Annotated in this window: 21 protein-coding genes and 1 riboswitch; of the genes, 15 read left to right on the top strand and 6 right to left on the bottom strand. The window is 39.5% G+C overall.

The annotated features are described in order from the left end of the window. The first annotated feature begins 221 nt into the window (after positions 1 to 221). The 9 genes from DOK78_RS15110 to DOK78_RS15070 all read left to right on the top strand — a co-directional run bounded on the left by DOK78_RS15110 (position 222) and on the right by DOK78_RS15070 (position 12,691). The gene (locus DOK78_RS15110; RefSeq protein ID WP_339076301.1) at positions 222 to 5,603 is read left to right on the top strand and encodes an adhesive domain-containing protein; all 5,382 of its coding nucleotides are present in this window, start codon (positions 222 to 224) and stop codon (positions 5,601 to 5,603) included. Between the two features lie 70 nt (positions 5,604 to 5,673). Next, complete coding sequence (locus tag DOK78_RS15105; RefSeq protein WP_207942047.1) at positions 5,674 to 7,353, top strand: hypothetical protein; 1,680 nt, start codon at positions 5,674 to 5,676, stop codon at positions 7,351 to 7,353. 2 nt (positions 7,354 to 7,355) lie between these two features. Then, positions 7,356 to 7,598, top strand: coding sequence for a hypothetical protein (locus tag DOK78_RS15100; protein ID WP_207942048.1), 243 nt, complete (start codon positions 7,356 to 7,358; stop codon positions 7,596 to 7,598). Between the two features lie 113 nt (positions 7,599 to 7,711). Then, a complete protein-coding gene (locus DOK78_RS15095; RefSeq protein WP_207942049.1) occupies positions 7,712 to 9,235 on the top strand; it encodes an adhesive domain-containing protein in 1,524 nt (507 codons plus the stop codon). A gap of 11 nt (positions 9,236 to 9,246) precedes the next feature. Next, positions 9,247 to 9,549, top strand: a complete 303-nt coding sequence (locus tag DOK78_RS15090; RefSeq protein ID WP_207942050.1) for a hypothetical protein — start codon at positions 9,247 to 9,249, stop codon at positions 9,547 to 9,549. Beyond that, a complete protein-coding gene (locus tag DOK78_RS15085) occupies positions 9,546 to 10,187 on the top strand; it encodes a WxL domain-containing protein (RefSeq protein ID WP_207942051.1) in 642 nt (213 codons plus the stop codon). Before DOK78_RS15090 ends, DOK78_RS15085 begins: the two co-directional genes overlap by 4 nt. Before the next feature lie 30 nt (positions 10,188 to 10,217). Beyond that, the gene (locus tag DOK78_RS15080) at positions 10,218 to 11,234 is read left to right on the top strand and encodes a DUF916 and DUF3324 domain-containing protein (RefSeq protein WP_207942052.1); all 1,017 of its coding nucleotides are present in this window, start codon (positions 10,218 to 10,220) and stop codon (positions 11,232 to 11,234) included. Between the two features lie 110 nt (positions 11,235 to 11,344). Then, positions 11,345 to 11,911 (top strand): hypothetical protein, encoded by a 567-nt coding sequence (locus tag DOK78_RS15075; RefSeq protein ID WP_207942053.1) that lies wholly within the window; start codon positions 11,345 to 11,347, stop codon positions 11,909 to 11,911. A gap of 113 nt (positions 11,912 to 12,024) precedes the next feature. Next, positions 12,025 to 12,121: riboswitch (THF riboswitch) on the top strand. 30 nt (positions 12,122 to 12,151) lie between these two features. Beyond that, entirely contained in the window at positions 12,152 to 12,691 is a 540-nt protein-coding gene (locus tag DOK78_RS15070; RefSeq protein ID WP_207942054.1) for a folate family ECF transporter S component, read from the top strand. Positions 12,692 to 12,762: 71 nt separating this feature from the next. Here DOK78_RS15070 and DOK78_RS15065 read toward each other — a convergent pair whose 3' ends face one another. The 3 genes from DOK78_RS15065 to DOK78_RS15055 are packed head-to-tail and all read right to left on the bottom strand — an operon-like array spanning position 12,763 to position 15,978. Continuing rightward, the gene (locus tag DOK78_RS15065) at positions 12,763 to 14,577 is read right to left on the bottom strand and encodes a carbohydrate-binding domain-containing protein (protein ID WP_207942055.1); all 1,815 of its coding nucleotides are present in this window, start codon (positions 14,575 to 14,577) and stop codon (positions 12,763 to 12,765) included. Positions 14,578 to 14,597: 20 nt separating this feature from the next. Next, positions 14,598 to 15,272 (bottom strand): DUF4956 domain-containing protein, encoded by a 675-nt coding sequence (locus DOK78_RS15060; protein ID WP_207942056.1) that lies wholly within the window; start codon positions 15,270 to 15,272, stop codon positions 14,598 to 14,600. Next, positions 15,262 to 15,978 carry a polyphosphate polymerase domain-containing protein gene (locus tag DOK78_RS15055; protein ID WP_207942057.1) on the bottom strand — a complete coding sequence of 239 codons (717 nt, stop codon included), beginning with the start codon at positions 15,976 to 15,978 and terminating at the stop codon, positions 15,262 to 15,264. The genes DOK78_RS15060 and DOK78_RS15055 overlap by 11 nt, the downstream gene beginning before the upstream one ends. 128 nt (positions 15,979 to 16,106) lie before the next feature. On the opposite strand from DOK78_RS15055, the gene DOK78_RS15050 reads away from it, so the two are divergent. The 6 genes from DOK78_RS15050 to DOK78_RS15025 all read left to right on the top strand — a co-directional run bounded on the left by DOK78_RS15050 (position 16,107) and on the right by DOK78_RS15025 (position 21,606). After that, positions 16,107 to 16,787: a response regulator transcription factor gene (locus DOK78_RS15050; protein ID WP_207942058.1), complete on the top strand. Its 681-nt coding sequence runs from the start codon at positions 16,107 to 16,109 to the stop codon at positions 16,785 to 16,787. After that, complete coding sequence (locus DOK78_RS15045; protein ID WP_207942059.1) at positions 16,784 to 18,076, top strand: sensor histidine kinase; 1,293 nt, start codon at positions 16,784 to 16,786, stop codon at positions 18,074 to 18,076. Before DOK78_RS15050 ends, DOK78_RS15045 begins: the two co-directional genes overlap by 4 nt. A gap of 21 nt (positions 18,077 to 18,097) precedes the next feature. Next, positions 18,098 to 19,255, top strand: coding sequence for a glycoside hydrolase family 3 N-terminal domain-containing protein (locus tag DOK78_RS15040; protein ID WP_207942060.1), 1,158 nt, complete (start codon positions 18,098 to 18,100; stop codon positions 19,253 to 19,255). Positions 19,256 to 19,363: 108 nt separating this feature from the next. Beyond that, the gene (locus tag DOK78_RS15035; RefSeq protein ID WP_207942061.1) at positions 19,364 to 20,770 is read left to right on the top strand and encodes an aldehyde dehydrogenase family protein; all 1,407 of its coding nucleotides are present in this window, start codon (positions 19,364 to 19,366) and stop codon (positions 20,768 to 20,770) included. Between the two features lie 136 nt (positions 20,771 to 20,906). Then, complete coding sequence (locus tag DOK78_RS15030; RefSeq protein ID WP_207942062.1) at positions 20,907 to 21,380, top strand: DUF2975 domain-containing protein; 474 nt, start codon at positions 20,907 to 20,909, stop codon at positions 21,378 to 21,380. Between the two features lie 13 nt (positions 21,381 to 21,393). Next, positions 21,394 to 21,606, top strand: coding sequence for a helix-turn-helix domain-containing protein (locus DOK78_RS15025; RefSeq protein ID WP_207942063.1), 213 nt, complete (start codon positions 21,394 to 21,396; stop codon positions 21,604 to 21,606). Positions 21,607 to 21,672: 66 nt separating this feature from the next. Here DOK78_RS15025 and DOK78_RS15020 read toward each other — a convergent pair whose 3' ends face one another. The 3 genes from DOK78_RS15020 to DOK78_RS15010 form a co-directional block, all read right to left on the bottom strand. Then, positions 21,673 to 22,668, bottom strand: coding sequence for a glycosyltransferase family 2 protein (locus DOK78_RS15020; protein ID WP_207942064.1), 996 nt, complete (start codon positions 22,666 to 22,668; stop codon positions 21,673 to 21,675). Positions 22,669 to 22,755: 87 nt separating this feature from the next. Beyond that, entirely contained in the window at positions 22,756 to 24,507 is a 1,752-nt protein-coding gene (locus DOK78_RS15015; protein WP_207942065.1) for an ABC transporter ATP-binding protein, read from the bottom strand. Continuing rightward, entirely contained in the window at positions 24,504 to 26,216 is a 1,713-nt protein-coding gene (locus DOK78_RS15010; protein WP_207942066.1) for an ABC transporter ATP-binding protein, read from the bottom strand. The genes DOK78_RS15015 and DOK78_RS15010 overlap by 4 nt, the downstream gene beginning before the upstream one ends. Positions 26,217 to 26,476 lie beyond the last annotated feature (260 nt).

Genomic DNA, 26,476 nt, shown 5'->3' with positions numbered 1-26,476 from the left:
GGTCGATAGTTATCTTATCAAATGTTCAAAAAATCTACTTTATTTGGTATTCGCATCTAATATTTTTTTAATATTAGATTGAATAATATATATATAATCGTTGGTTAGTTTAGGGAAAAAAGAAGGAGGGACATTCAAAGTATTCCCGAGTTGAGATTTGTTGGTTGGTTACTCATGTTCACAAGCAAAGGATGCAAGCCTTTTTGTAAGGAGGATAAGTAATGAAGAAGAACGACTATAAAAAGATTATGAACGCGAAGCAAAGAAAACGCGTCTCCAAAAGAAATAGTATTTTAGCCAATGCAGCAGTAACAGGGTTGTTATTAACTGGAACTGTAGTGGCACCAGCAACATTGTTATGGGCACCTAGTACTGTAGAAGCAGCTTTAGTTGATGCTTCTATATTACAAAATGTAACTACAAGTAATGATAGTGGAACTATTCTAAATGGATTGTATGATAATGGGACTGCTTATAGAGTTGGAACTGGGGTAGAAAATTTTAATATTTTTGTATCTGGGACAAGTCCTATTGATGCTTCTCTTATTTCAGATAATAATAAACGCATTGTTATTTCAATTCCAGAAGGCTTGCAAGGAAGTATAGCAACTAATGGCCAAGCTCAAATTAATTCAAGTTTTAGCTTAGATTTAAATAATGTACCTTTACTTTCAGGTGGTTTAAGCGCTCTTACAACTGCTGTGGGTGGCTTAGTAACAGGAGTTGGTCAGATAGTGGATACTATTACTGGCACTGCTGGCATTATTTCTAATGTTTCTACTACTGGCGTTGTAATTCAAGAGTTATTAGATGATTTAATTGCACTTGATACAGCAACATTTGCTTCAGATGTTATGTTATCACCAGACGGTACTCATTTATATGTGGATGTGAATGACGGTTTAGGATTAATTTTAGCTCAAAATGTTACAGACATTTTGAACGATCTGAATGATGCTATCAATAGTTTAAGCATTACAGTAGATCCTAATGCCAATATTATTCAGCAAGGAATAGCCACACCAGTAGTAGCAGCAGCTAACTTAATTCTTAACCCGATCAAAACTACTCTGAATGCAGCAGTAAATCTTCTATTAAATCCAGTTATAAATAATGCAGGAGAATTGGTTAATCAATTAGCAGATGCTGCGGTATTAGGTGGAATGGATGCGACTATTCCAGTTGCACTTAATACAGATACAGTAGATCCAGTAGGCGTTCCAAATGATGGTGCATTTAATTTTAATGGTGCAGTTATTGAAGGAAACACAATTGATATTAATATTTTAAATAATTCTAGTGATGCCAATACCATTTATTTTGAAGCAGCTGCTATAGATGTTACAGCACCAACTGCTACTGTAACAGGAAACACAGCAGGCTATACAGTGAGCGGAACAGCTGATCCTGATGCAGAAATAGAAGTTCGTGATGCAGATGGAAATGTAATTGCTAGTGGTGTAGCTGATGGTGATGGTAATTATACAATTCCAATCAATGGTGAAGATGTTTATCCAGGACAACCAGTGAATGTGGTCGCTATCGTTGAAGGAAATGAAAGTGATCCAACACCTGCTGAAATTCCAACTTTAGTAACACCGGTACCAACAATTACTGGTGATTCAGTAAATGGTTATACAGTAACCGGTACGGCAGATCCAAATGTTACAGTTGAAATCAAAGATGCAGATGGAAATGTAGTAGGAAGTGGACCTACAGATGGCGATGGTAATTTTTCTATTACAATTCCTGTAGGTGCAGTTGTAGAAAATGAAGAATTGACTGTTAACTCAACTGTTAATCGTGATGGTGTAGATTACATCAGCCCTAACGCAGACATTATTGTTCCAGAAGATGATGAAACAGATGGAGACGCTGATGGCGATGCGGATGGTGATGCGGACGGTGACGCTGATGGCGATGCCGATGGCGACGCGGATGGTGACGCGGACGGCGATGCCGATGGTGATGCTGATGGCGATGCGGACGGTGATGCGGACGGTGACGCTGATGGCGATGCGGACGGCGATGCCGATGGCGACGCAGATGGAGACGCAGACGGCGATGCTGATGGCGATGCGGATGGTGATGCGGACGGTGACGCTGATGGCGATGCGGACGGCGATGCTGATGGAGACGCTGATGGAGACGCAGACGGCGATGCCGATGGCGATGCGGACGGCGATGCGGACGGTGACGCTGATGGCGATGCGGACGGCGATGCCGATGGAGACGCAGACGGCGATGCTGATGGTGATGCGGACGGCGATGCGGACGGTGACGCTGATGGCGATGCGGACGGCGATGCTGATGGAGACGCTGATGGAGACGCAGACGGCGATGCCGATGGAGACGCTGATGGCGATGCGGATGGTGATGCGGACGGCGATGCCGATGGAGACGCAGACGGCGATGCCGATGGAGACGCAGACGGCGATGCCGATGGCGATGCTGATGGTGATGCGGACGGCGATGCGGACGGTGACGCTGATGGCGATGCGGACGGCGACGCAGATGGAGACGCAGACGGCGATGCTGATGGCGATGCTGATGGTGATGCGGACGGCGATGCGGACGGAGACGCAGATGGCGATGCGGACGGCGATGCTGATGGCGATGCTGATGGTGATGCGGACGGCGATGCCGATGGCGACGCTGATGGCGATGCCGATGGCGATGCGGATGGTGATGCTGATGGAGACGCAGACGGCGATGCTGATGGCGATGCTGATGGAGACGCAGACGGCGATGCTGATGGTGATGCTGATGGCGATGCGGACGGTGACGCGGATGGTGACGCAGATGGCGATGCGGACGGCGATGCCGATGGTGACGCAGATGGCGATGCGGACGGCGATGCTGATGGCGATGCGGATGGTGATGCTGATGGAGACGCAGACGGCGATGCCGATGGCGATGCTGATGGCGACGCGGACGGCGATGCTGATGGCGATGCGGATGGTGATGCTGATGGCGATGCGGACGGTGACGCTGATGGCGACGCAGATGGCGATGCGGACGGCGATGCCGATGGCGACGCAGATGGAGACGCAGACGGAGATGCGGACGGTGACGCTGATGGCGATGCTGATGGCGATGCTGATGGAGACGCAGACGGCGATGCTGATGGCGATGCGGATGGTGATGCGGACGGAGACGCAGATGGTGACGCAGATGGCGATGCGGACGGCGATGCCGATGGCGACGCAGATGGAGACGCTGATGGCGATGCCGATGGAGATGCAGACGGCGATGCTGATGGCGATGCTGATGGTGATGCGGACGGCGATGCCGATGGCGATGCGGACGGAGACGCAGATGGAGACGCAGATGGAGACGCAGATGGAGACGCAGATGGCGATGCGGACGGCGATGCCGATGGCGACGCAGATGGTGATGCGGACGGAGATGCGGATGGCGACGCGGACGGAGATGCCGATGGCGATGCCGATGGAGATGCGGACGGCGATGCTGATGGCGACGCGGACGGCGATGCTGATGGCGATGCGGATGGTGATGCTGATGGCGATGCGGACGGTGACGCTGATGGCGACGCAGATGGCGATGCGGACGGCGATGCCGATGGCGACGCAGATGGCGACGCAGACGGAGATGCGGACGGTGACGCTGATGGCGATGCTGATGGCGATGCTGATGGAGACGCAGACGGCGATGCTGATGGCGATGCGGATGGTGATGCGGACGGAGACGCAGATGGTGACGCAGATGGCGATGCGGACGGCGATGCCGATGGCGACGCAGATGGAGACGCTGATGGCGATGCCGATGGAGATGCAGACGGCGATGCTGATGGCGATGCTGATGGTGATGCGGACGGCGATGCCGATGGCGATGCGGACGGAGACGCAGATGGAGACGCAGATGGAGACGCAGATGGAGACGCAGATGGCGATGCGGACGGCGATGCCGATGGCGACGCAGATGGTGATGCGGACGGAGATGCGGATGGCGACGCGGACGGAGATGCCGATGGCGATGCCGATGGAGATGCGGACGGCGATGCTGATGGAGATGCAGACGGAGATGCCGATGGTGATGGTGATGCGGACGGCGATGCTGACGGCGACGCGGACGGAGATGCCGATGGCGACGCAGATGGAGACGCAGATGGCGACGCAGACGGCGATGGCGACGCAGACGGAGATGCGGATGGAGACGCGGATGGCGATGCTGATGGTGATTCAGACGGTGATTCTGATGGCGACAGCGATGGCGACTCAGATGGAGATTCCGATTCAGACAGCGACTCAGACTCAGATAGCGATTCCGATTCAGACAGCGACTCAGACTCAGATAGCGATTCCGATTCAGACAGCGACTCAGACTCAGATAGCGATTCCGATTCAGACAGCGACTCCGATTCAGATAGCGATTCCGATTCAGATAGTGACTCAGATTCAGACAGCGACTCAGACTCAGATAGCGATTCCGATTCAGATAGTGACTCAGACTCAGACAGCGATTCCGATTCAGATAGTGACTCAGACTCAGACAGCGATTCCGATTCAGATAGTGACTCAGATTCAGACAGCGATGGAGATGGTGATTCCGATGGAGACAGCGACAGTGATGGAGATAGTGACGGAGATTCAGACGGAGATAGCGATGGAGACAGCGACTCAGATTCAGACGGAGATTCTGATGGAGATAGCGACTCAGATGCCGACGGAGACAGCGATGGCGACTCTGATGGAGATAGCGACTCAGATTCAGACGGAGATAGCGATGGAGACAGCGACTCAGATTCAGACGGAGATTCTGATGGAGATAGCGACAGCGACGGAGACAGTGATTCCGACTCAGATAGCGACTCAGATTCAGACAGCGACTCAGACTCAGATAGCGACTCTGATGCCGATGGTGATGGAGACACAGATGAGCCATATGTAGATGAAATTACTGAAGGCGATGTCCTTGTTACCGGGGATGCTATTCCAAACGCTGAAATTGTTATTCGTGATAAGAATGGAAACATTATTGCTAAAGGTGTTGCAGGAGCAAATGGTGAATTTGCTATTCCAGTAACCGGACTAAAAGCTGGCGATAAATTATATATCACTGCTCAAGTTGATGGTAAGAAAGTAAGTAAGACAGTTATTACCACAGTAAAAGCGCAAAACCAAACATCTCAACCAACTGTAAACCCTGTTAAAGAAGGGGATAAAACAATCACTGGTACAGGAACACCAGGTGCGGCTATTACTATCCGTGACAAAGACGGTAAAGTGATTGGTAAAGCAATTGTTGGCGCTGATGGTAAATGGTTGGTAGCTGTTTCTGGTTTACGTGAAGGCGACAAACTATTTGTCACATCTCAAGAACCTGGAAAAGCTGAAAGCAATCCAACAGAAGTCACTGTAGGTAAGAAAGATAGTGGCAAACCTGATAAACCTGGAAAAGGCGATCATAACCATGGTAAACCTGGCGGAAATGGTACAAATAAACCATCTACAGGCAAACCTGGGTTACCTCAAACAGGGGTTGAAGTGAGTGCGACTGCATCAATCTTCGGTGCTTTATTAGCTGCCATCTCTGGATTTGGTATTTGGAAATCTAGAAAAGGTAAAAAAAATCCTAAGTAAGAACAAGTAAGAGCGAACATTCGATGAGGGAGTAATTCCCTCATCGTTTTGAAATTGAGGAGGGAAAGACATGAACAACGTAGTATCTAAGAGTCAAACATTGAACCAATTATTTGAAACTTTTGAGACATATAAGAATGCTGAAATAAAAACCTCTATTTTTATTTTAAGCTATGGAAAAAGTGCTTCCCGTTGCCATGTAAAGGAATTTTATGGCAGAACATTGAAGCAAAGTTGGGACAAATTAGCTTCGTTCTATCGCTCCTTATCAATAAATATTGAATATGCTCGTATTGACTTGATTACTGAAGAAACAAAAGTTACATATGAGGAATTATTAGAAATTATTAATAGTATCAATCGGAATAACTATGTTGAGTTTGGACTTCGACTTGAAGGTTTTAAAAAGAGGAGTTTTTTGAAAGAAGAAATTACCGCAAATGCTTTATTAGTTCCAGATAAAAATCACAAAATTGGTCAAAATAAAGCAAATCTCCATTTCGACACAGCTAATTATAAAAATTACGTTAAAAGAAAATACAATGTTCTAGACCATACAATGAACTATTTCTTAACGTCAGATATTTATTTATTTAAAACAAAAGCTTTTTTTATTGATGAAAATCAATTTTATGAATTAAAAGACTATGGTTTTGGTAATCAATTTCGAATTGTGGAAGAAGATAACTTCCGTGAGATGCTTGATTTAGTCATTCATCAAGGTTCCAATTATTTATTAGATCAATTGGATGAAGCTGGCGAATTTATCTATGGTTATTTTCCGTGTTACGATCGTAATATTCGAAATTACAATGCCATTCGTCATTTCTCTTCAATATATGCATTGTTAGAAGCTGGCGAGTTTCTAGATAATCAAGAGATGATTGAACATTCACTGCAAGGTTTAGTTTGGGGATTTGAAAATCTAGCTGAAGAAAACGACGGCGATTATTTTATTAAAGATCAAATTGGAGAAACCATTGAATATAAATTGGGGGCACAAGCAGTTGCCATCTTGGCTTCGGCAAAGTATACACAAATTACCAATGATACACGTTTCTTTGAAAAAATGAAAACTTTAACACGAACGATCGAAAAACGATTCCTTACTGAAAATGATGAGACGATACATGTCTTTGATGGCCATTTAGCAATTAAAGATAAGTTTAGAATTATTTATTATGATGGTGAAGCTCTGTTCTCAATGTTACGTGCCTATGAATTAATGAAAGATGAAGAAATTTTTGCCATTTGTAAACGACTAATGACGCACTTTGTTGCTAATAATTATGAAAAATATCATGATCATTGGTTGAGTTATGCAGTTAACGAATTTTTAAAACATGAACAAAAAGATGACTATTATATCTTTGGGATGAAAAATGCCTTAAATCGAATTGATTTTATGGAAAGTCGTGATACTGCTTATCCGACGATGCTTGAGTTATTAGTTGCCGCTGCCAAAATGATGTTGAAGTTAGAGGTATATGATCGACGTAAAGAAATTATTTCTGATGAAGAATTTGAAGCAGCAAAAAATCGTATTTTTGATGTGATGAGTCATCGTGCGTATCATGAAATCGTAACTGGTACGATGTTCCCTGAATTTGCGATGTATTTCAAAGCACCGTATAAGATTGAATATGGATTTTTTGCTAGACATGACCGTTTCAGAATGAGAATTGACGATGCAGAACACTTTTTATCAGGACTTGTTAACTATCGCAGTTTAACCTTTGGGAGTGAATAATTATGGAATCTTATGGCGTCATTCGAGTGATTGCATTATTTGCTTTAGCACTCTATGCTGTATCAGTAAGAAAACGTATTAAACGTAATCGAAAAGAAGAACTAAATGATTCACTAGACAATTTTAAAAAAGACGAAAATGGGTTATATCCTTGGGAAACTCATACCGATGATTCGCCAGAAAGCATCCCTTCAGATGCAAAAGTGTTTAAAGAAAAAAACAAAATACGAAGAGGAAGATGGTAGACTGAAAATTTAATATGAGTCATGGACAATTACAGTAGATTAGTATGCAAAGAATCTTCCCCCTGTAATTGTCTGTTTGTATCTAAAGTTTACTGAAAATGGAGGGATGATAGATGGAAAAAGAACACAAACGTCAGCTGTTTATTCGCAAAATAGTTCTCTTTCTTTTCTTATTATCTATAACCTCGGCCAGTTATTTTCACGTAAAAAAAGTAGAGGCAGCTATCGTAGGATTAGAACTTTTAAACAATCTTTCCTCACAAAATGACAGCCAGACAACAAATGAGTATCGTTGGCCCGTCAATGAAGTGCAAAAAAGAGTGGTCTTTACTATAGAAGGAAATGAGACGGTGGATTTAGGGCAGATTGTTTTAGTAGGAACGAAAAAAAAGGCTGTGGTGGTCATTCCTGAAACGATGTTAAATCAAGTATCAGTAGGAAATGAGCAAGCTAATTTTAACGGGAATATTTTGTTAGAAAAAAATAATATGCCTGTATTTACTACTTTAATTACGACGGTAAGTGGCGCTGTAGGAACATTATTAGATGGTGTGACCAATTTATTGAAAGGCAAAGTCTTAGGTTTGATTACGTTATCCGATGTTGTTTCTGTTAATACAGGTGACTTGAGTGCCAAGCTAAAAGAATTAACCGATTTATCAGCACTCAATAATGTAGCATTTTCTGAGAATGTGACCTTAACCGCAGATGGTAAAGCAGTGGTTGTTGAACTAGATAATGGTTTGGCGATGAAATTGCAAGATACGGTCAATCAACTACTCGATGAATTAAAAGCGATTGAATTAAAAATTAGCCTGTTGCCTGGAGCGGAAAATTTACCTTTAATCGGGGAAATTTTAAAAATTGTCAATGGTACATTAACGACTAGTGTAAAAGCCTTAGAGGCAACATTAGATAGTACCATCACACTTGCTCAAAATACATTTAATTCAACAGAAAGCTTATTAAAACAACTAGCTGATGGTTCAGTATTAGCTGATTCAACCATTGATATTCCAACAGAAATTAGTCGTCCGAGGCATGTGAATACCGACTTAGATGCAGCGTTTATTGGGACAATTGTTCAGGCGAATGTTATTGATGTCAATCTTCTTTCTCAATCGCAAAGTAAAAACTATATTTATTTTGCACGAGAGATTTTTGAATGGCAGCTTTCTTTGCCAACAAATTTAGATTTTGGAACACATCCAATTCAAACGAAAGCAGCAGAAACGTGGGTTGCTGAAAATGAAAACCAAGTGACAACAGGACAAATCTCTGTAACGGATTATCGACTTAAAACAATCGAAACCAGTTCGAAATGGGAACTAAGTGTGAAGCAAGAAAGTGCATGGCTTAATGGCGAATATCCGTTGCCTAATGCTCAGTTACAGATGAATATTGGCGAAATTACAAGGGTTCAATTTCAACCTGAGGATATTAGCTATCCTCAAGGTGAAAACATTTCTTTATATAATCAAGAAACTGTCAGCCTTTTAAGTTTGGAAAATGCACAAGCATCAGGCGCTGTCACTATTGATTTATCATCTTTTTACCTATATATCCCTGAAAATACCCCCAAATATACAGGAACTTATCAAACAACTTTAGTTTGGACGCTATCAGATGTTCCTTGAGGAGGGAGGAAATGGTCAAAAAATTTATTATTACGCTAATAATGTTGAATTTTTGCGTTTTTTTCATAGAGGTTCATGCAGAGGTAACTACTGGAAATGTTGAATTTTATTACGGGGAAACCACCGAAGAAACTACGGAAACAACGACAGAAACGTCAACAACTGATTTTTCTCATGAAACAACAGAGTCTACTGCTAAACCACCGTTTGGACAGTTTGGTGAAACGATTAATCAAATGTTAGGTTTCTTCGGGATTATTTTAATTGCAATGGCTATTTACAACATCATTAAAATTAGGAGGTTATCAAAATGAAAAAAAGAATTTTTTTATTGGTTGCTGCATTTGGATTAGTGAGTTTTAGTACAGCACCTGTTGTTTTTGCTGCTGACAATACGACAGGAGAAGTAGAATTTACGCCAGGAGATATTATTTTTGACCCAGAAGAACAAGGTGCAGATCCTACCGCTAAATTACCCACAAACTTAGACTTTGGTGCACATGAAATTCAAACAACTACTGCAGAAAAATGGTACGCAACAACAGACAATACTGGTGAGAAAAATGGGAATAATTTAACAACAGGAACAATTGCTGTTCGCGATAACCGGGGCGACGCTACATCAACATGGTCATTAAAAGTGAAACAAGTCTCGCAGTTTAATTTAGGTGCTTCGACGTTAGGAAATGCGCAACTGAATTTCAAAGTCGGAACATTAAATAATAATCTGGGGGTACCGCCAACTTCTAATATTACAGGCAATCAATTAACGTTTGTCTTGTTTAATCAGGATTACGATGTTCTAACAGCAAATGCAGGGACAGGTGCAGGAGAAACGAAATTACCGATTGAAGAATTTGAATTAGAAATTCCTGCAAATACAGATAAAAAAGCTGGTCAGTACCAAACGAGCTTAATTTGGACATTTTCATACGCGCCAACTACGCCATAATGGAACTGTTGTCAAAAAGGGGATGAAAGAATGAAACGAATAGTGAATTGCTTGTTATGTATAGGAGCAGTCATACTCTTTTATAGTTATGCGGTACCTGTAGAAGCTGCATCACTAGGTAGTTTTGAAGCGAATATCAAGGTTCCTGACTCCCAAACGAACAAAGAATTAATGTATTATGATTTATTACTACAACCTAAACAAACAGAGGAACTATCATTAGAACTCAAAAATACCAGTGAGAAAGAATTGACATTAGCTGTTTCATTTCATCGCGCAGTTAATAATTCGAATGGTGCCATTGTGTATTCAGATAGTTCAGAAGGAAAATCTGATTCAGCAGCGTTTGACATTGAAGATTTAGTGGCTGTTTCAGATAAAGAAGTCACCTTAAAACCGAATGAAACAAAGCAAATCACTATCGAAGTTGCTATGCCAAACGAGGAGTTTGCTGGGGTTTTAGCAGGCGGTCTTTACATTCAACAGGTTGGTTCAGAGGAATTTGAAGGGAACGTGCAAAACTTATTTGCAAGAGAAATTGCGTTGATTGTACGCAATCGTTTAGAAACTGTTGAACCAGAAATCAAAATTAATTCTGCTAAGGCACTCCAAGAAAATGCGCGTAATGCTGTGAGTGTGGTTATAGAAAATAGTACACCGACTTATATTGGTGATGTGGAACTGTCGTATGCTATTAGTCGTGATGAGCAAACCATAATTGAAGAAACAAAAATGATTACTTTCGCACCGAATACCAAAATGAATTATTTTATCCCATTGAGTGGACAAGCATTTGAAGCGGGAACGTATACGGTAAAAACAACGTTAACAGCAGGTGACAACGTGTGGCAAGGCGCACCGACGTTTACGATTGAAGCGGATGAAGCGAAAGAATATAATCAAACAGATGTATCGATTGAAAAAACACCTCTTTCTTGGCTAACGATAGGCATCGGTGTAGCTGTCGGATTGTTATTTATTTTTGTTATTATACTCGTAATTAAAAATAAAAAACTACAGAAAGAATTAAAATCAACGAAAAAATGAGTCGGAGAATGATTCTCTGACTCATTTTTTAATAAGTGTCTTGACACCTAGCCTATTTATCGATAGAATAGGTTCAGTTTGAAGTGTCTTGACACATTGGAGGAGAAAAAATGAAAACTAATTCTGTAAGAAAATTAACGATAGCAGCGTTATTAATCGCAATGGGAGTTATTATTCCAATGATTATGCCGAAAATCGTGATTGGTCCGGCATCTTTTACTTTAGCAAGTCATGTTCCATTATTTGTAGCTATGTTCTTTTCACCAAGTATTGCCATCGCAGTCGCATTAGGAACGGCATTTGGTTTCATGATGACGGCGCCATTTATTATTGCGTTACGAGCATTGTCACATGTGGTATTTGCGGTGATTGGTGCGAATTATTTACAAAAACATCCAGAAATTATTTTAAGTAATAAGAAGTTTCAAGTGTATAACTTTATCATTGGTTTAGTCCATGCAAGTGTGGAATTGATTGTGGTAGCAATTTTCTTCCTTGCAGGAAACAGTGCAGGTGCAACGTATGAAGGAAACCTGTTTATTTTCTTATTTGGCTTTATCGGCTTTGGTGGGTTAATTCATAGTATGATTGATTACAATATTGCCTTTTTTGTGATGAAATCACTAAGTAAAGCCTTCGACGTACCTGTTTTTTTGAAGGCGAAAGAAATGAAATAGTTAGTAGCTAACTTTTCAGAATATTTACGGAAAATAACGAAAAATTAAGTGTATTTTATTGTTCAAATGGATTTCCTGTGCTATATTCAAGGCGTAGAGTAATCTACAAATAAAACAGAGTAGAAGACAAAGCGTTAAGTGCTGAGAGGATGGGATGTTGCCTCTTGGACGAAGGATGTTATCCGCGGTTTTGTTTTCGCATTCGCTGCATATTTATTTGTGTAGCAGCTCGTTAAGGAGATGCTAGAAATGAAAAGAAAAGTCAACGCACACATGATTACAACCATGGGACTTTTGATCGCTTTAATGGTGGTCTTGTCGCGAATTGTTGGATTTGAATCACAGTACCTCAAAATTACATTCACCTTTGTACCAGAAATGGTGATGGGCATGTTATTTGGTCCTTTTTGGACAGGAATAGGCGCAGTGATTGCTGATTTAATCGGGATGGCATTATTTGCTAAATCAACCTTTTTTATCGGATTCACATTGAATGCTTTCATCGGCGGCGCAATTTATGGATTCTTTTTCTACAACAAAGAAGTAACTTGGAAAAATGCGATCTTATGTACACTAACTAACACGATTATTATCAGTTTAATTCTGACGCCAATTTGGTTAGCTATTATGTACAATCAACCATTAACAAGCTGGGTAATTTGGGCGCCGCGTTTAGTTAAATCGGTGATTATGTTACCTGTTCAATCCGCAATGATTTATTTTGTTGGTCGGGTCCTTCCAATGAAACGATTAACTAAAAATTTAAAATTTACCGCATAATTGCATAACTATAGTTAAACATCCACTAAAGGCGAACATCAATCCGATGTCCGCCTTTTTTATTATTGCGATTATTCTCTGGGATTACCCATCATACCTGTTTGAGAAGCTTCTTCACCAGTTTCGGTCACATTAGTAACTGCATCAGAAAGTGTCAGGGTTCCAAGTTCGATACCGTTAATAATTCCTTCCTCATACAAGCCGTTTTTAGCAGTTCCGTTTGCTTCAGTTCCACTAATCAATGTATACGTTTCGCCAATTTTTAAATCAGCAGAAGAGATCGTGAGATGTTGGAAATCTTTGTTTGGTTGATAGGTGACAACCACATTTCCGGAACTATCTTGTAAACTAATAATTGTTCCAGCTTTTTGCGTACTATCAAAATAAATACCAAAAGAAGGTTGAGTGGAAGACTCTGACACATTCATTGCCATACCGTTACTTCCGCTACTAACAAGAGTTCCGCCAGTTAGTTCAAATGTACCGTTATAATCAAGGGCACCATTGTCATTTTCAGTTGGTCCATTGATGCTTAACGTTCCACCAGACATTTGAATATTTCCGTTACTATCTAAGCCGTCACCTTGGGCATCAATCGCTAGCGTTCCGCCATTGATAATAATTTGCTTACTTTCATCGGCTTGATTGCCGCCACCAGGTCCGCCATCAAAGGAATCCGCGCCAAATGTTCCTGTTTCAGAAGTGGTATCACTACCACCACCTGCATTGACGCCATCATTACTAGCAACTATTGAGACTTCGCCATCATTTAAAGTAATGACGCTTGCTTCTAATCCTTCATAAGAATCGGTGATAACAATCGTTCCACCGTCAATGGTCAAATTATTGTCGGTGTGAATTCCGTCATCTGCTGAGGTTAGTTTTAATTTACCACTTGCAATGGTAATATCTCCATTGCTATGGAGACTATCGTCAGCGCTATCAATCGTCAATGTTCCGCTTTGAATAGTCACTGCTTTACCAGCTTTAATTCCTTTATAGCTTTCCTCTGTTGAAATGGGTTCTTCACCGGTTTGAATAGTGATATCTGCTTGCTGAATGGTTACATTGGTTTCGGCTTGAATGCCATCACGTCCAGAAGTAATCAAGAAGCTACCGCCATCGATTGCCACAAAACCTTTTGTTTCATCTTCAGTATTGTTTGCTTGAATCCCATCGCCTTCTTCGGTAGTTAACGTGTAAAGTCCGTCTTTAATTTGAATGGAATCTTTACTTTTTAGGGCGTTGTTTTTCGCATTAATAGTGTAATTTCCAGAGATTAAAATCAAATCATCTTTGCTGCGAATCCCATTATTGTAATTTCCATTAATGATTAGTTCGCCCTCTCCGTTAATAACTAAATCTTCTTTGCTAAAGAAGGTGGCATCTGGTTCCGTTTCATTTGCTTCTAATTGATAGTCACTACCATCTGTTAAGGTCGTAGTTGAATTATCTGCGAGTGTCGTAATGACTTTTTCAGCTTGTTCAATTAAAATAGCGGGACCTGATTTATTCGTAATAGTCACGCCGTCTAAGATGAGGTAAACTTTCTCTTCTTTGCCAACGTTGACAATGACTTGTCCATTTGTAAGTTCGCCAGTCAGTGTATAGGTTCCAGCTTTAGTAATGGTAACTGTTTGATTATCGACAGTTGCGCCATCACTGGCTTCTGTGGCATCAGATAGCTCAATTGCCAGGCTATCTGATGCATCTGTATTAAAATCTTCATCTTCATAAGAACCAATTGTCTCTGTATTTGTAGCGGTGAGCTGGACTGCTTCATTGCCAATTGAGAGATCCGTGCTGTCAGTGGTAGCTGTGTCATTGTGAGCGCAAGCACCTAATAATAAGGCGCTTACTAATGAGACATAAATTATTTTTTTCATGCAAATCCACTTCCTTTTTTCTATAATTCGTCGCGATTAGTGGCGACCTTGCCTAAAACAATTGGTAAATTACCATTGCGTACACGAATGGCATCGATTAATTCTTTTTCTTGTTGTTGATCTTTAAGTAATAAAATGTAACGTAATTCATATAAGCTACCCATAGTAGTAGTTCGAACGGAATCAAGACGATGGCTATAAGCGAATGTTTCAAAAATATCAGTGAACAAGTCAGGATAATCTAAATCTTCTGGAATAGTCACTTTTAATTCACGTTCTGTGGTTTTTTGATTCCCAAAGTTTGTCCGATAGATAACCAATAAAAAGATTGCAACAACGGCAGAGAACACCGCAATATATGAGACATACCCCATACCAGTTGCTAAACCAATTCCCATCGACCAAAAAATACTTGTAATTTCTCGAGCGCCACCAGCCACTGAACGGAAACGAATTAAACTAAACGCACCTAGTACCGCCATCCCAGTCCCTAAATTCCCATTTACCAGCATAATCACTGATTGAACAAGAACTGGCAAAACGGCTAAGGTAATTACAAAATTTTTGGTGTAGACATTGCGATACATATGAATAAAAGCGACCAGCATCCCTAGAACAATGGCGCTAATGATACAAATTAATAACTCCTGAATATGGATATCTCCTGAACCTTCTGTAAATAGACTAGACAACATAGAATAATTCCTCCTTGAATAAGTAACGTTGATAAGTTTGTGCATATTTTGAAAAACTACCTTTTTGCACGTGATGTTTCGTTAATAATTCGACAAACCACAAAGGATACGCCCCCATTGCTTTGACCTCCATCAAAACATCTAACTCTGGTGCGACCAATTCACCGCGAGTTGCAGCCAATGCTACGTGATTGACTTGATACCGAATATTTTGGTCAAAAGTTACACGAAAATCCTCATCATCTTCTAAATAAAGAGAAAGTCGATCATAAGAAATCAAAACTTTCGGCAGTAAATCCGTGTGTTTTAAAAATAACCAATTAATTTCTTGAGCAATTTGTGACTGCTCCAATGCAAGTGGGAAGTTTCCTGTTTGTTCCCACGCAAGATAATCGGTGTAAGTTAAGGGAATTCGGCGTTTATAAACAATGCCTTTCACTTTTTTCTTAATTTCTAAAAAAACGAGACTATCATTTGTTGGTGTACCATAACTTCGAATACGAAATTTCTCTTTATATTTGGGCTTATCCATCGAATGACGAATAAAGTGATAATTGTCCGTATCGTAATATAATGAACGAATCGTGTGTAAGCCATATTGATCGACGGTCATATACTGTTGTAGTTCTTGAAAAAACGCTTCGAATTGTTTTTGATTGAAGAGATATTTGCTCTCTTTTCGTTGAAATACTTTTTTGAGTTTCATATTTCTATTCCTCCTTCGTTTGCTTTCTGGTGCTATCATAAAAAGTGAACCTTAAACTTAGCTTAAGCGAGAATTTAAGGCTGAATTAAGCTAAAAATGGTATGATATCTTTAAAGAAGGTGAAGAAAATGATTAAATTTTTATTGATTGAAGATGATGTTATTCTCTCAGATACAATTAAAGAAATTGTCACAGAATTAGGTGAAGCAACACAAGTCTATACAGGAAATGAAGGATTATACGAAGCCGAATCTGGTGTGTATGATTTGATTATTCTTGACTTGATGTTGCCGGAAATGAATGGGTATCAAGTATTAGCGGAGCTTCGTAAGCAGGGCAACCAAACGCCCGTCTTAATTTTGACAGCCAAAGATGGCTTAGAAGATAAAATAGAAGGATTTCAAAAAGGTGCCGATGATTATTTAACCAAACCGTTTTATCGGGAAGAATTAATCATGCGCATAAAAGCGTTACTCAAACGTTCATTGGGTCTTTTTGATGAAAATACGCTGACGTATCGAACGATTACTTGCCAATTAACAAGTAAAGAAGTGCTTTATGAAGGAAAAATTTTACCGATTCAAGGACGCGAATTTGATTTGTTGGTGTATTTTTTACAAAACCAAGGCATGATTTTAACTAAAGAACAAATTTTTGACCGAATTTGGGGATTTGATTCTGAAACAACGGTGACCGTCGTTGAAGTGTATATGAGCCATTTACGAAAACATCTGCGTCCTACAGGTTTAGAAAAGGATTTTCGAACATTACGAAATGTTGGCTATATGTTGAAAGGAGAGGAAACATGAACAAAACCCTCTCACGAAAACAACGCAGAAATTTTTTCTTGATGAACGTCAGTGCCTTTGCGGTAATTTTTGTCTTTTTAGGAATGATTATCTTACAATTATTAAGTCAAACTGCGTATCGTGAAACCGATCAATCCATTACGGAGATGAATCATAATCCTGAATTTATTCAACAAGAAATTGCGCGTTATCGCGATGATTCTTTCCCTGAGAATTTTCATAAAGAACCGCCGAAAAGTCCTTCCAGCAACCGTTTTAACACGCAAATTATTTTGTGGTCAAAAGACGGTGAAATTTTGAATAAAGACGCGATAGGTGGACGATTTTCACAAATGGAAAATCTACGGTTGCAAACGAGTCAATTAGAAGAAATTCAAACAGTAACCATTCAAGACGATGAAGATGAATTAGTTTTTCACTCATTAACGAAAGAATACGCAGATAATGAAATTGCCTACGTTCAAATATTATCAAACGTCAATCAAATTCAGCATTCTTTGACCAATTTTCGTGCAATCGTGGTCGGTTGTATGATTGTATTTTGGTTATTATCAATTGGTATCAGCTATTGGTTATCTGCTGTTTCAATGAAACCTATTTTAAAGGCATGGCAAAAGCAACAAGAATTTGTGGAGAATGCGTCGCATGAATTACGCACGCCGTTAACCATTATCCAGAATCGCTTAGAAAGCCTTTTTCGAAAACCAGACCAGACCATTTTAGAGGAATCTGAAAATATTGCGCAAGCACTCAATGAAACACGTCGTTTGACGGGATTGACAGCGGATTTATTAACGATTGCTCGGAGTGATGCCAATCAATTAATGTTAGAAAAAGAAGCGGTTGAAACGGAGGCCTTTTTAACAGATTTAGTCGTACCTTTTCAAGAAATGGCGGAATTGGAAGGAAAAGTTTTTACATTGGACGTAGCCAATTCTCCAACTGTGGTCATTGATCGCAAGAAGGTGTATCAAGTTATTGTCATTTTGTTGGATAATGCGTTAAAGTATACAAAGCAAGGCGATACAATTGAGGTAATCTCAACTAAACGATCCAAATTATGGGAATTACATGTAAAAAACACTGGTCCAAGTATTTCCAAAGAAGCCCAGGAACATTTGTTTGATCGCTTTTATCGCGAAGACAGATCACGTTCAAAAGAAACAGGCGGGTATGGTTTAGGATTAGCCATTGCAAAACAAATTATTGAAGAGCATCAAGGGTCCATTACTGTGAAGGATGTGAATCCTCATGGGGCTGATTTTTGTATTCAATTGCCATTGAATTAAGTCAGCATGAAAGGAGAAAGTATGGGAAAAAAACTTGTTATTGCAGTTGAAGTCTTGGTATTAATTGCCGTGATTATTGGAACCTATTTCTTTTTTACAAAGAATGAAACCAAATCAAATGACAAAGAACCAAGTCAAACCAGCCAAACAACTACGCGTTCGTCTAGTCAAAGCCAAGAAGTAGATCCGTTAGATGAGTGGATGGATGAAATGACATTAGAAGAAAAAGTCGGACAATTATTTTTTGTTCGAGTACCAGAAATCAACCAAATTGAAGACATTCAATCCTATCATTTAGGTGGGTATGTATTATTTAGTCGTGATACAGATGGGGAGACCCAAGAGAGTTTGCGTCAAAAAATTGCTAGTTATCAAGATGCTAGCGACGTCCCGTTGTTAATTGGTTCAGATGAAGAAGGCGGAACAGTTACTCGTATCAGTCAAAATCCGAATCTTGCGGCACAGCCATTTGCTTCACCACAAGCAATCTATGCGTCTAGTGGTTGGGAAGGAATTGTTGAAGATACGAAACAAAAAGCGGATATTTTAACCGATTTAGGAATTAATACCGGCTTGTTCCCAATTGCTGATGTTGCCACAGATCCAACTGCGTTTATTTATGATCGAACAATTGGTTTAGATGCAGAAGGAACAAGTGAATTTGTTGAAAAAGTTGTAACAACACTAAAAGAAGCTAAAAGTGGTTCTACTCTGAAACATTTTCCAGGATATGGCAATAACCGTGATTCTCATGTGGAGATTGTGACAGATGAGCGACCATTAGCAGAAGTCGAAGCAGATTATTTACCATTTGAAGCAGGTATCAAAGCAGGAGCAGATAGTATTTTAGTGTCACACAATATTATTGCCAGCATTGATTCTGATGCGCCAGCGTCCATTTCGACCAAGGTTCATGAAGTATTACGCAATCAATTAAATTTTGATGGTGTGGTTATGACAGACGACATGGATATGGCGGGTCTAGCTAATTTTATTTCACAAGAAGAAGCGGGCTTAAAGGCGTTACAAGCAGGCAATGACTTAGTGATGTCTTCTAGTTACCAACAACAAATTCCGTATGTGATTCAAGCAGTTCAAAATGGGGACTACAGTGAAGAACAATTAAATGAATCGGTTCGTCGCGTGTTAACATGGAAACAACAGTTAGGATTAATTTAAACGATACCTCTTTTTCAGATAGTTCTGGAAAAGGGGTATTTTTTGACGACTGCTTACACACATGTTACCGTAATTATAAGCACTTCATTATTAAAGGAGGAAGACAAGATGAAGAAATATGAGCAACTATTTTATGATGGTAACTGGCAAACAGCCGACTCTCAAGTATTTTCAGATGTAGTCAATCCTGCAACCGAAGAAGTCATTGCCCAAGTGATTCAAGCAACGCATAAAGATGTGGATAACGCAGTTGCAGCTGCGAAAAAAGCTTTTTCAAAATGGAATACCACAGCACTAAAAGAACGTGCGGAGTATTTAGAAAAAGTATTAGCCATTATCAAACGTCGCCAAACAGATATTCAAAAAACAATTATTCAGGAATTAGGTGCAAGTAAGCAATTTACAAAAAATGCGCAAGTTCCGTTATCGATTCGTGAGATGGAAGCCACACTTTCTGAATTTGCAACCTATTCATTTGAAGAAACCGTGGATAACGCCAAAATTACGAAAGAAGGATATGGTGTGGTTGCTTGTGTAACTCCTTGGAACTATCCTTTCAATCAAATTCAACGAAAAATTACGCCGGCGTTATTAGCGGGTAACACGGTTGTTGTTAAACCAGCTAGTAATACACCACTCACAGCCATTTTATATGCTGAAATTATGGAAGAAGCTGGGTTACCTAAGGGTGTCTTTAATTTAATTACGGGGAGTGGTGGCGATGCAGGAGATTATTTAGTTTCACATCCTGATGTCGAAGTCATTTCCTTTACTGGCTCAACAGAAGTCGGAAAAAACCTCTATCATCATGCCGCAACAACCGTCAAAAAATTAGTTTTGGAATTAGGCGGTAAATCAGCGATGGTCTATCTAAAAGGTGGCGATTTATCGGCTGCTGTCGAAGCTGCTGCCAGTACCGTTTTAGATAATCAAGGACAAACCTGTTCGGCGCTTTCACGTTTGTTGGTTCCTAGCGATGAATTAGAACAAACAAAACAACTTTTAAAAGAATATTATGCAACTATCCAAGTCGGAGATCCAGCGGAAGAAGCAACTCGAGTGGGTCCAATGGTGTCAGAGAGTCAACGGAAAACCGTATTAGAATATATTCAAAAAGGGCAAGAAGAAGGCGCAGAAATCTTAGTAGGTGGGCAGGTAATTGAAGGCAAAGGATACTTTGTCGAACCAACTGTTTTTGTGAATGTTACCAATGACATGACGATTGCCCAAGAAGAAATTTTTGGTCCAGTGTTAACCGTAGTGACGTATGATACAGTCGAAGAAGCGATTGAACTTGCGAATGACTCGGTTTATGGTTTATCAGGTGCTGTCGTTGGCCCAACGGAAGAAGCTGAGAAAGTAGCACGCCAATTACGCACAGGAAATGTGATTGTCAATGGTGGCAAGCGCACAGCGAAAGCGCCATTTGGAGGCTATAAACAATCCGGATTAGGTCGTGAAAATGGCTTATATGGACTAGAAGATTATCTTGAAACAAAAGCGATTTTCTTATAAAGCATAAAAGCAGTCTGCGGACTGCTTTTTTTTATGTAAAATTTTTCTTAAATTTATCGAAAAACAATAAATTTATATTGAATATCGATAAATAAAATAATAAACTCAATCCATCAATAATAAAGGAGTTTTCCCAATGAAAATCAAAACAACATTTTTAAAAATTATTTTACTAGGAATGAGTGTATTCATTTTATTTGTAGCTATGCTTTGGACGTTTGGTTTAATTCATGCCTATTCCGCCAATGAACTCTATCCAGCTAGAATTATCGCACATATTTCGCTTTACGGTACCGCGATTTCATCACTAAGTATTATTTTCTTTGTGTATCGTATTTTACGCTTAATTGATCAAAACAATCCTTTTTCAACACAATCTCTGCAACTTATTCGAAAAATTAAGCAAGCAACCTTAGTCATTTTTGTTTTATTTTTAGGTTTATTACCTATGGTTTATCGAATTGCAGATGTGGAAGATGCACCAGGTGTAGTCATCATTGGTTTAGGAATTATTGCTGTTCCTTTAGCGCTATCGGTATTTGTAGCAACTATCGAAAAATTATTAGAAAGCGTCATTCAAATCAAGCATGAAAATGATTTGACGGTTTAGGAGGGAGACAGTGATGCCAATTAGAGTAAACATTGACCGAATGTTAGTGGAACGTCAAATGTCTGTCACGGAACTTGCTGAACAAGTCGGTATTACAATGGCCAACATTTCCGTATTAAAAAATGGCAAAGCCAAAGCGATTCGCTTCTCCACTTTAGAAGCATTATGCAAAGCATTGGATTGCCAACCTAAAGATTTATTGGAATACGTAGAAATGACGGAGTGATTTTAGCTATAGACTAAATTAAAAGACCTCAAAAAATGAGTCTTTGAGGTCTGAAACAGCGGATAACTATTTTTCTAGGTCATATTTATGATGAAATAAATCTTGGATAAAGGTCTGGGCATTATCGTCTAGCAGCGGATGATTTTCTAACGTCTTCAAAGTTTCTTTCGTATGATCAAAGAAACGCACAGGGGCAAATGTGCCACGTTTTATGAAATTTGTGTAGCGATTTAAGTATAATGCCAAAAATTCTAATTTTTTTGTTTCATCAATCGGGAGTGCCTGAATAAAATCGTAAACAGATAAGAAAATTTTAACAGCATCTCTCGGTGGTGTACCAGCTTTGGAGAGCGATTCACCATCTTGTTCACCGATAAAATAGTATGTTTTTTGATTACCTAAAATGGCAATTTTAAGGGACACACTATACATTTTCATCATAAACCAATTGTCTTCACGAACTTTGATGGAATCAGGAAAATCAAGTTGATATTCATCAATTAATTCACGCTTAAAGAGTTTTCCTACAGCATTTAAAGAATTATAGAGTTTAGTCTGTGAGAAGGCTAGATTAGTTACGGTTGTTGGATAAGAAAAGGCGGATTTACTGATAGCACGGGTACTACCTAAACCACGCGCATAAGGCATACAAACCATATCATTATCACCAGATTCAGCAATTGCCATCGCATCACTTAAAGCGTGTTCGGTTAAGTAATCATCCGAATCGAGAAATAATAGCCATTTTCCAGTAGCTAATTTAATACCGTTATTACGTGGTACAGACGCACCACCAGAATTTTGCTTTCGGCGCGCAATGAGAAAATTTGGAAAAAATTTTTCATAATCTGCTAAAGTATCAAAACTATGATCTTGTGAATGATCATCAACCGCGATGATTTCCACTTTTGTTAAGTCATAAGTTGTTTTTTTCAACCAATCCAGCGTGACTTTCACAGATTTTTCCCGATTATAAATAGGAATGATAATTGAAAGTAAAATGTTAGGTGTTTCTTTTTTGAACTTATACTGAGAGAATACTGCTAATTCGGTGATTGCCATATAAAAATCCTCCGTTTTGTATACTTTTCTAAAGTATAGCATATCCATAAAAAATAGCGAGAAAACGTTGCGTTTTCTCGCTGCTTTTTACTGTTCAAACTGTGCATGATGCAATTGATAATACGCGCCTTTTTGCGCAAGTAACTCTTCGTGTGTTCCTTGTTCAATAATATGCCCCGCATCCATCACTAAAATTTTATCAGCTGATTGAATGGTTGAAAGTCGGTGTGCAATGACGAAGCTTGTGCGTCCTTGCATCATTTCGAGAAAGGCAGATTGAATATTTTTTTCTGTTAAGGTATCCACAGAACTGGTAGCTTCATCTAAAATTAACATAGCTGGATTACTAATCATTGTACGAGCAATTGTTAATAATTGTCGCTGCCCATCAGAAATTTTAATTCCTTGTTGTCCGATTGGTGTATCTAATTTTTGAGGTAAACGCATGACGTAATCATACATGTAGGCTTTTTTCAATGCAGTATAGATTTCTTCATCGGTTGCTTGCGCATTCCCGTAAGTTAAATTTTCTCGTAAAGAAGCGTCAAACAACCAGGTATCTTGTAACACCATGCCAAATTGTTGGCGTAAATTGTCGCGTTTTAATTCACGAATATCCACACCGTCAATGGTGATTTTACCACTATCCACATCGTAAAAACGCATTAATAAATTAACCAATGTCGATTTTCCAGCACCTGTTTTTCCTACAATGGCAATTGATTCACCCGGTTCAGCAGTAAAAGTGAAGTTCTCAATCAATGGTCGCTTGGGATCATAAGCAAAATCAACTTCTTCAAAACGAACCTCACCTTGAATAGTTGTTAACTCTTTGCCAGTTTTATCCGAAGATTCAGGCGTTTGATCCACTAAATCAAATGTTCGTGTTAACCCAGCTAAAGCTGTTTGAATTTGCGTCGTAATCCCTGAAATCTCAATAAACGGTTTAGAAAACTGTGAGGAGTAAATAGTAAAACTCGAAACAATCCCAATCGTAACCAATTCGCTCCCTGAAAAAATTAAATAGGCACCGGTAAAACCAACGGCTACATAAGCCAAGTGATCGACAAAACGTGACAACGGATTGGTTAAGGAAGAAGAAAATTGTGCTTTTTGTCCACGCACATATAATTCTTGGTTAATTGTTTCAAAACGTTGTTGATTATTTTCTTCTTGTTGGAAGGCTTTGACAATTTTTTGATTGCCCACCATTTCTGTAATAAAGCCAGAAACTTGTCCGACAATTTCTTGTTGCTGACGAAAATCATTTTGTGATGCACGAGCCACAGCCCAGCTTACTAGGAAAATAATGGGTGTGGATAATAAAACGACAATTGTTAAAACCACACTCATACGAACCATCATAAATAAAGCGAGTAATACAACAGAAACACCTGAAAATAATTGATTGAAAATCGCTGATACAGCGACCGAAACATTATCCATATCATTCGTAAATCGGCTAACAATATTGCCGTGAGAAGTCTGATCGTAATAACGCAAGGGAAGTTGGTTCAATTTTTGATAGGCATCTTTTCGTAAATCGGCGGCTGCTAAATAAGCCACTCGATTTCCTAAGCGTTGAATAAACCATTGACTAACTGTGGTTACGCCAACAATACCGGCAAATAGACCTAAAATTTTATATAACTGGTTAAAATCAACCGCATCTTTTCCAAGTAACTGATCGACCGCTTGTCCAATTAAAAAGGTCATATAAACCGAAGTGAGACCAGCAATGATCCCAAGTAACATGGCAGTCATGTTTTCTTTTCTATAGCGTAATAAGTAAGGGAAGAATCGTTTTAGACTATTCCAATCAAAAGATTTTGTTTTCATTCGATTCCCTCCTCTTGTGATTCGACAATTTCTTGGTATTCTTGCGATGTCTGTAGCAACTGTTCATGAGTTCCTTTAGCCACTAATTTCCCTGCATCCATTACAAAAATTTGTTGCGCATCTTGGATTGAACGAATTCGTTGGGAAATAATGATAACTGTCCCATTAAGTGTTTTCAATGCTTGACGCAAATTTAAGTCTGTTTGATAATCTAACGCACTCAAGGAATCATCCAAAATTAAAATTTCTGGTTTAGCAATTAATGCTCGCGCAATGGTCAACCGTTGCTTTTGTCCACCAGAGAAATTTTTTCCACCTTCAAAAATCATCGTATCCAATCCATCAGGCAAGGCTTCGACAAAATCACGTGATTGTGCGAGCTCTAATGCTTCCCAACATTCTTCATCTGTAGCGTTGTTTTTTCCCCAATGTAAATTATCTCGAATCGTTCCAGTGAATAGGACTGCTGTTTGAGGAACCATGGCAATTGTTTTTCGTAAAGCATTCAACTCCCACTCACGAACATCTTTATTGCCAACCTTTACCGAACCCGCAGCAACATCATAAAAGCGAGGAATCAACTGAGTTAAAGCTGTTTTTCCACTACCAGTGGGGCCAGTGATGCCAATCGTTGTGTTGCTTGGAATCGTGAAGTTAATATTTTCTAAAGCTAAACCAAATTCAGGAGCAAAGCGGAAATCAACCTGTTCGAACGAAATACTGCCATCATTCGTAGAAGTTTCCGTGGTTTGAACTGATTGAATAGAGGATTCAACATCTAAGACTTCATTAATACGACTTGCCGAAGCCGCCGCTCGTGTGAAAAGAACGACCAAATTGGAAACGACAATTAACGCTAATAACATTTGATTCATATAATTAACCAATGCCAAAATTTGACCTTGTTGCAAATGACCGATATTTACTTTAAAGCCCCCAATGTAAAAAATGGCTAAAACACCAATATTTAAAATTAAAGTTGTAGCAGGCGTCAGCAATGCAGAAAGATTTGTTACGCGCAAATAAACTTTAGATAATTCGTCCGTAGAGTCATCAAAACGTTTGATTTCTGTTTGACGACGGGCAAAGGCACGAATCACTCGTACACCACTTAAGTTTTGGCTAACCAATTCGTTAACATGATCCAATTGACGTTGGACAAATTTGTATAGCGGGACAGATTTTGCAATAATAAAAAATAAAACGAAACAAAACAGCGGCAACATCAATAAGAAAACCAGACCAATTTGCCAATCAATATAAAACGACATAACAACAGCACCGATACTGAGAAAGGGTGCCCGTACTACCAAACGAATAAGCATCGCTAGAGCAACTTGCAATTGATTCACATCGTTGGTTGTACGAGTAATCAATGTATCTGTTCCAAACTGATTCAACTCTTGATGTGACAGTTGATTGATTTTTTTCATCAATTGATTACGTAATTCTGTTCCAAATCCTTGTGACGCATACGAGGCAAAATATTGACAAATTACTGCGCACAATAATCCAACTATCGACATGACAACCATCCAAATCATCATTTCCATCACTTTGGACCAATTGTTTTTCTGAATCCCTTCATCCACTAAAATTGCCATTAATAATGGTAAAATAAGCTCAAAAATTGCTTCTAAAAATTTGAAAAAGGGACCGAGAAAAATTTGTTTTCGATAATTTTTAGCATAATGTAATAAACGAAACATAATTTCCTCCTTAAAATAATATGATAGCAATATTGTAACGCAAAGAAACAATGAAGGAAAGTTGCAGAAACTAAACACCGCATAGAGAAGCAAATACAGACTATGTTACAAATGCGTTACGAGCTAGAATCCTAATTTATCAACATTTAACCATTGTTTAACACTGATAAATAAGGATATGTATCAAAAATATCTACTATCTCAGCGAATTGTAATAATCTGTAAATGAATTGCAACAAATAAGGAAGCCTACTTTTGTA

Origin of the sequence: Enterococcus sp. DIV2402 (assembly GCF_017426705.2) — a bacterium.
GTDB lineage: Bacteria > Bacillota > Bacilli > Lactobacillales > Enterococcaceae > Enterococcus_F > Enterococcus_F lowellii.
The sequence above is the reverse complement of the archived record's forward strand: the minus strand, read 5'-3'. Positions and strand labels throughout refer to the sequence as shown.

Bases quoted from the DNA above. Each gene is read 5' to 3' on its own strand.
- DOK78_RS15110 (WP_339076301.1), top strand. From the start codon at position 222: ATGAAGAAGAACGACTATAAAAAGATTATGAACGCGAAGCAAAGAAAA.
- DOK78_RS15105 (WP_207942047.1), top strand. From the start codon at position 5,674: ATGAACAACGTAGTATCTAAGAGTCAAACATTGAACCAATTATTTGAA.
- DOK78_RS15100 (WP_207942048.1), top strand. From the start codon at position 7,356: ATGGAATCTTATGGCGTCATTCGAGTGATTGCATTATTTGCTTTAGCA.
- DOK78_RS15095 (WP_207942049.1), top strand. From the start codon at position 7,712: ATGGAAAAAGAACACAAACGTCAGCTGTTTATTCGCAAAATAGTTCTC.
- DOK78_RS15090 (WP_207942050.1), top strand. From the start codon at position 9,247: ATGGTCAAAAAATTTATTATTACGCTAATAATGTTGAATTTTTGCGTT.
- DOK78_RS15085 (WP_207942051.1), top strand. From the start codon at position 9,546: ATGAAAAAAAGAATTTTTTTATTGGTTGCTGCATTTGGATTAGTGAGT.
- DOK78_RS15080 (WP_207942052.1), top strand. From the start codon at position 10,218: ATGAAACGAATAGTGAATTGCTTGTTATGTATAGGAGCAGTCATACTC.
- DOK78_RS15075 (WP_207942053.1), top strand. From the start codon at position 11,345: ATGAAAACTAATTCTGTAAGAAAATTAACGATAGCAGCGTTATTAATC.
- DOK78_RS15070 (WP_207942054.1), top strand. From the start codon at position 12,152: ATGCTAGAAATGAAAAGAAAAGTCAACGCACACATGATTACAACCATG.
- DOK78_RS15065 (WP_207942055.1), bottom strand. From the start codon at position 14,577: ATGAAAAAAATAATTTATGTCTCATTAGTAAGCGCCTTATTATTAGGT.
- DOK78_RS15060 (WP_207942056.1), bottom strand. From the start codon at position 15,272: ATGTTGTCTAGTCTATTTACAGAAGGTTCAGGAGATATCCATATTCAG.
- DOK78_RS15055 (WP_207942057.1), bottom strand. From the start codon at position 15,978: ATGAAACTCAAAAAAGTATTTCAACGAAAAGAGAGCAAATATCTCTTC.
- DOK78_RS15050 (WP_207942058.1), top strand. From the start codon at position 16,107: ATGATTAAATTTTTATTGATTGAAGATGATGTTATTCTCTCAGATACA.
- DOK78_RS15045 (WP_207942059.1), top strand. From the start codon at position 16,784: ATGAACAAAACCCTCTCACGAAAACAACGCAGAAATTTTTTCTTGATG.
- DOK78_RS15040 (WP_207942060.1), top strand. From the start codon at position 18,098: ATGGGAAAAAAACTTGTTATTGCAGTTGAAGTCTTGGTATTAATTGCC.
- DOK78_RS15035 (WP_207942061.1), top strand. From the start codon at position 19,364: ATGAAGAAATATGAGCAACTATTTTATGATGGTAACTGGCAAACAGCC.
- DOK78_RS15030 (WP_207942062.1), top strand. From the start codon at position 20,907: ATGAAAATCAAAACAACATTTTTAAAAATTATTTTACTAGGAATGAGT.
- DOK78_RS15025 (WP_207942063.1), top strand. From the start codon at position 21,394: ATGCCAATTAGAGTAAACATTGACCGAATGTTAGTGGAACGTCAAATG.
- DOK78_RS15020 (WP_207942064.1), bottom strand. From the start codon at position 22,668: ATGGCAATCACCGAATTAGCAGTATTCTCTCAGTATAAGTTCAAAAAA.
- DOK78_RS15015 (WP_207942065.1), bottom strand. From the start codon at position 24,507: ATGAAAACAAAATCTTTTGATTGGAATAGTCTAAAACGATTCTTCCCT.
- DOK78_RS15010 (WP_207942066.1), bottom strand. From the start codon at position 26,216: ATGTTTCGTTTATTACATTATGCTAAAAATTATCGAAAACAAATTTTT.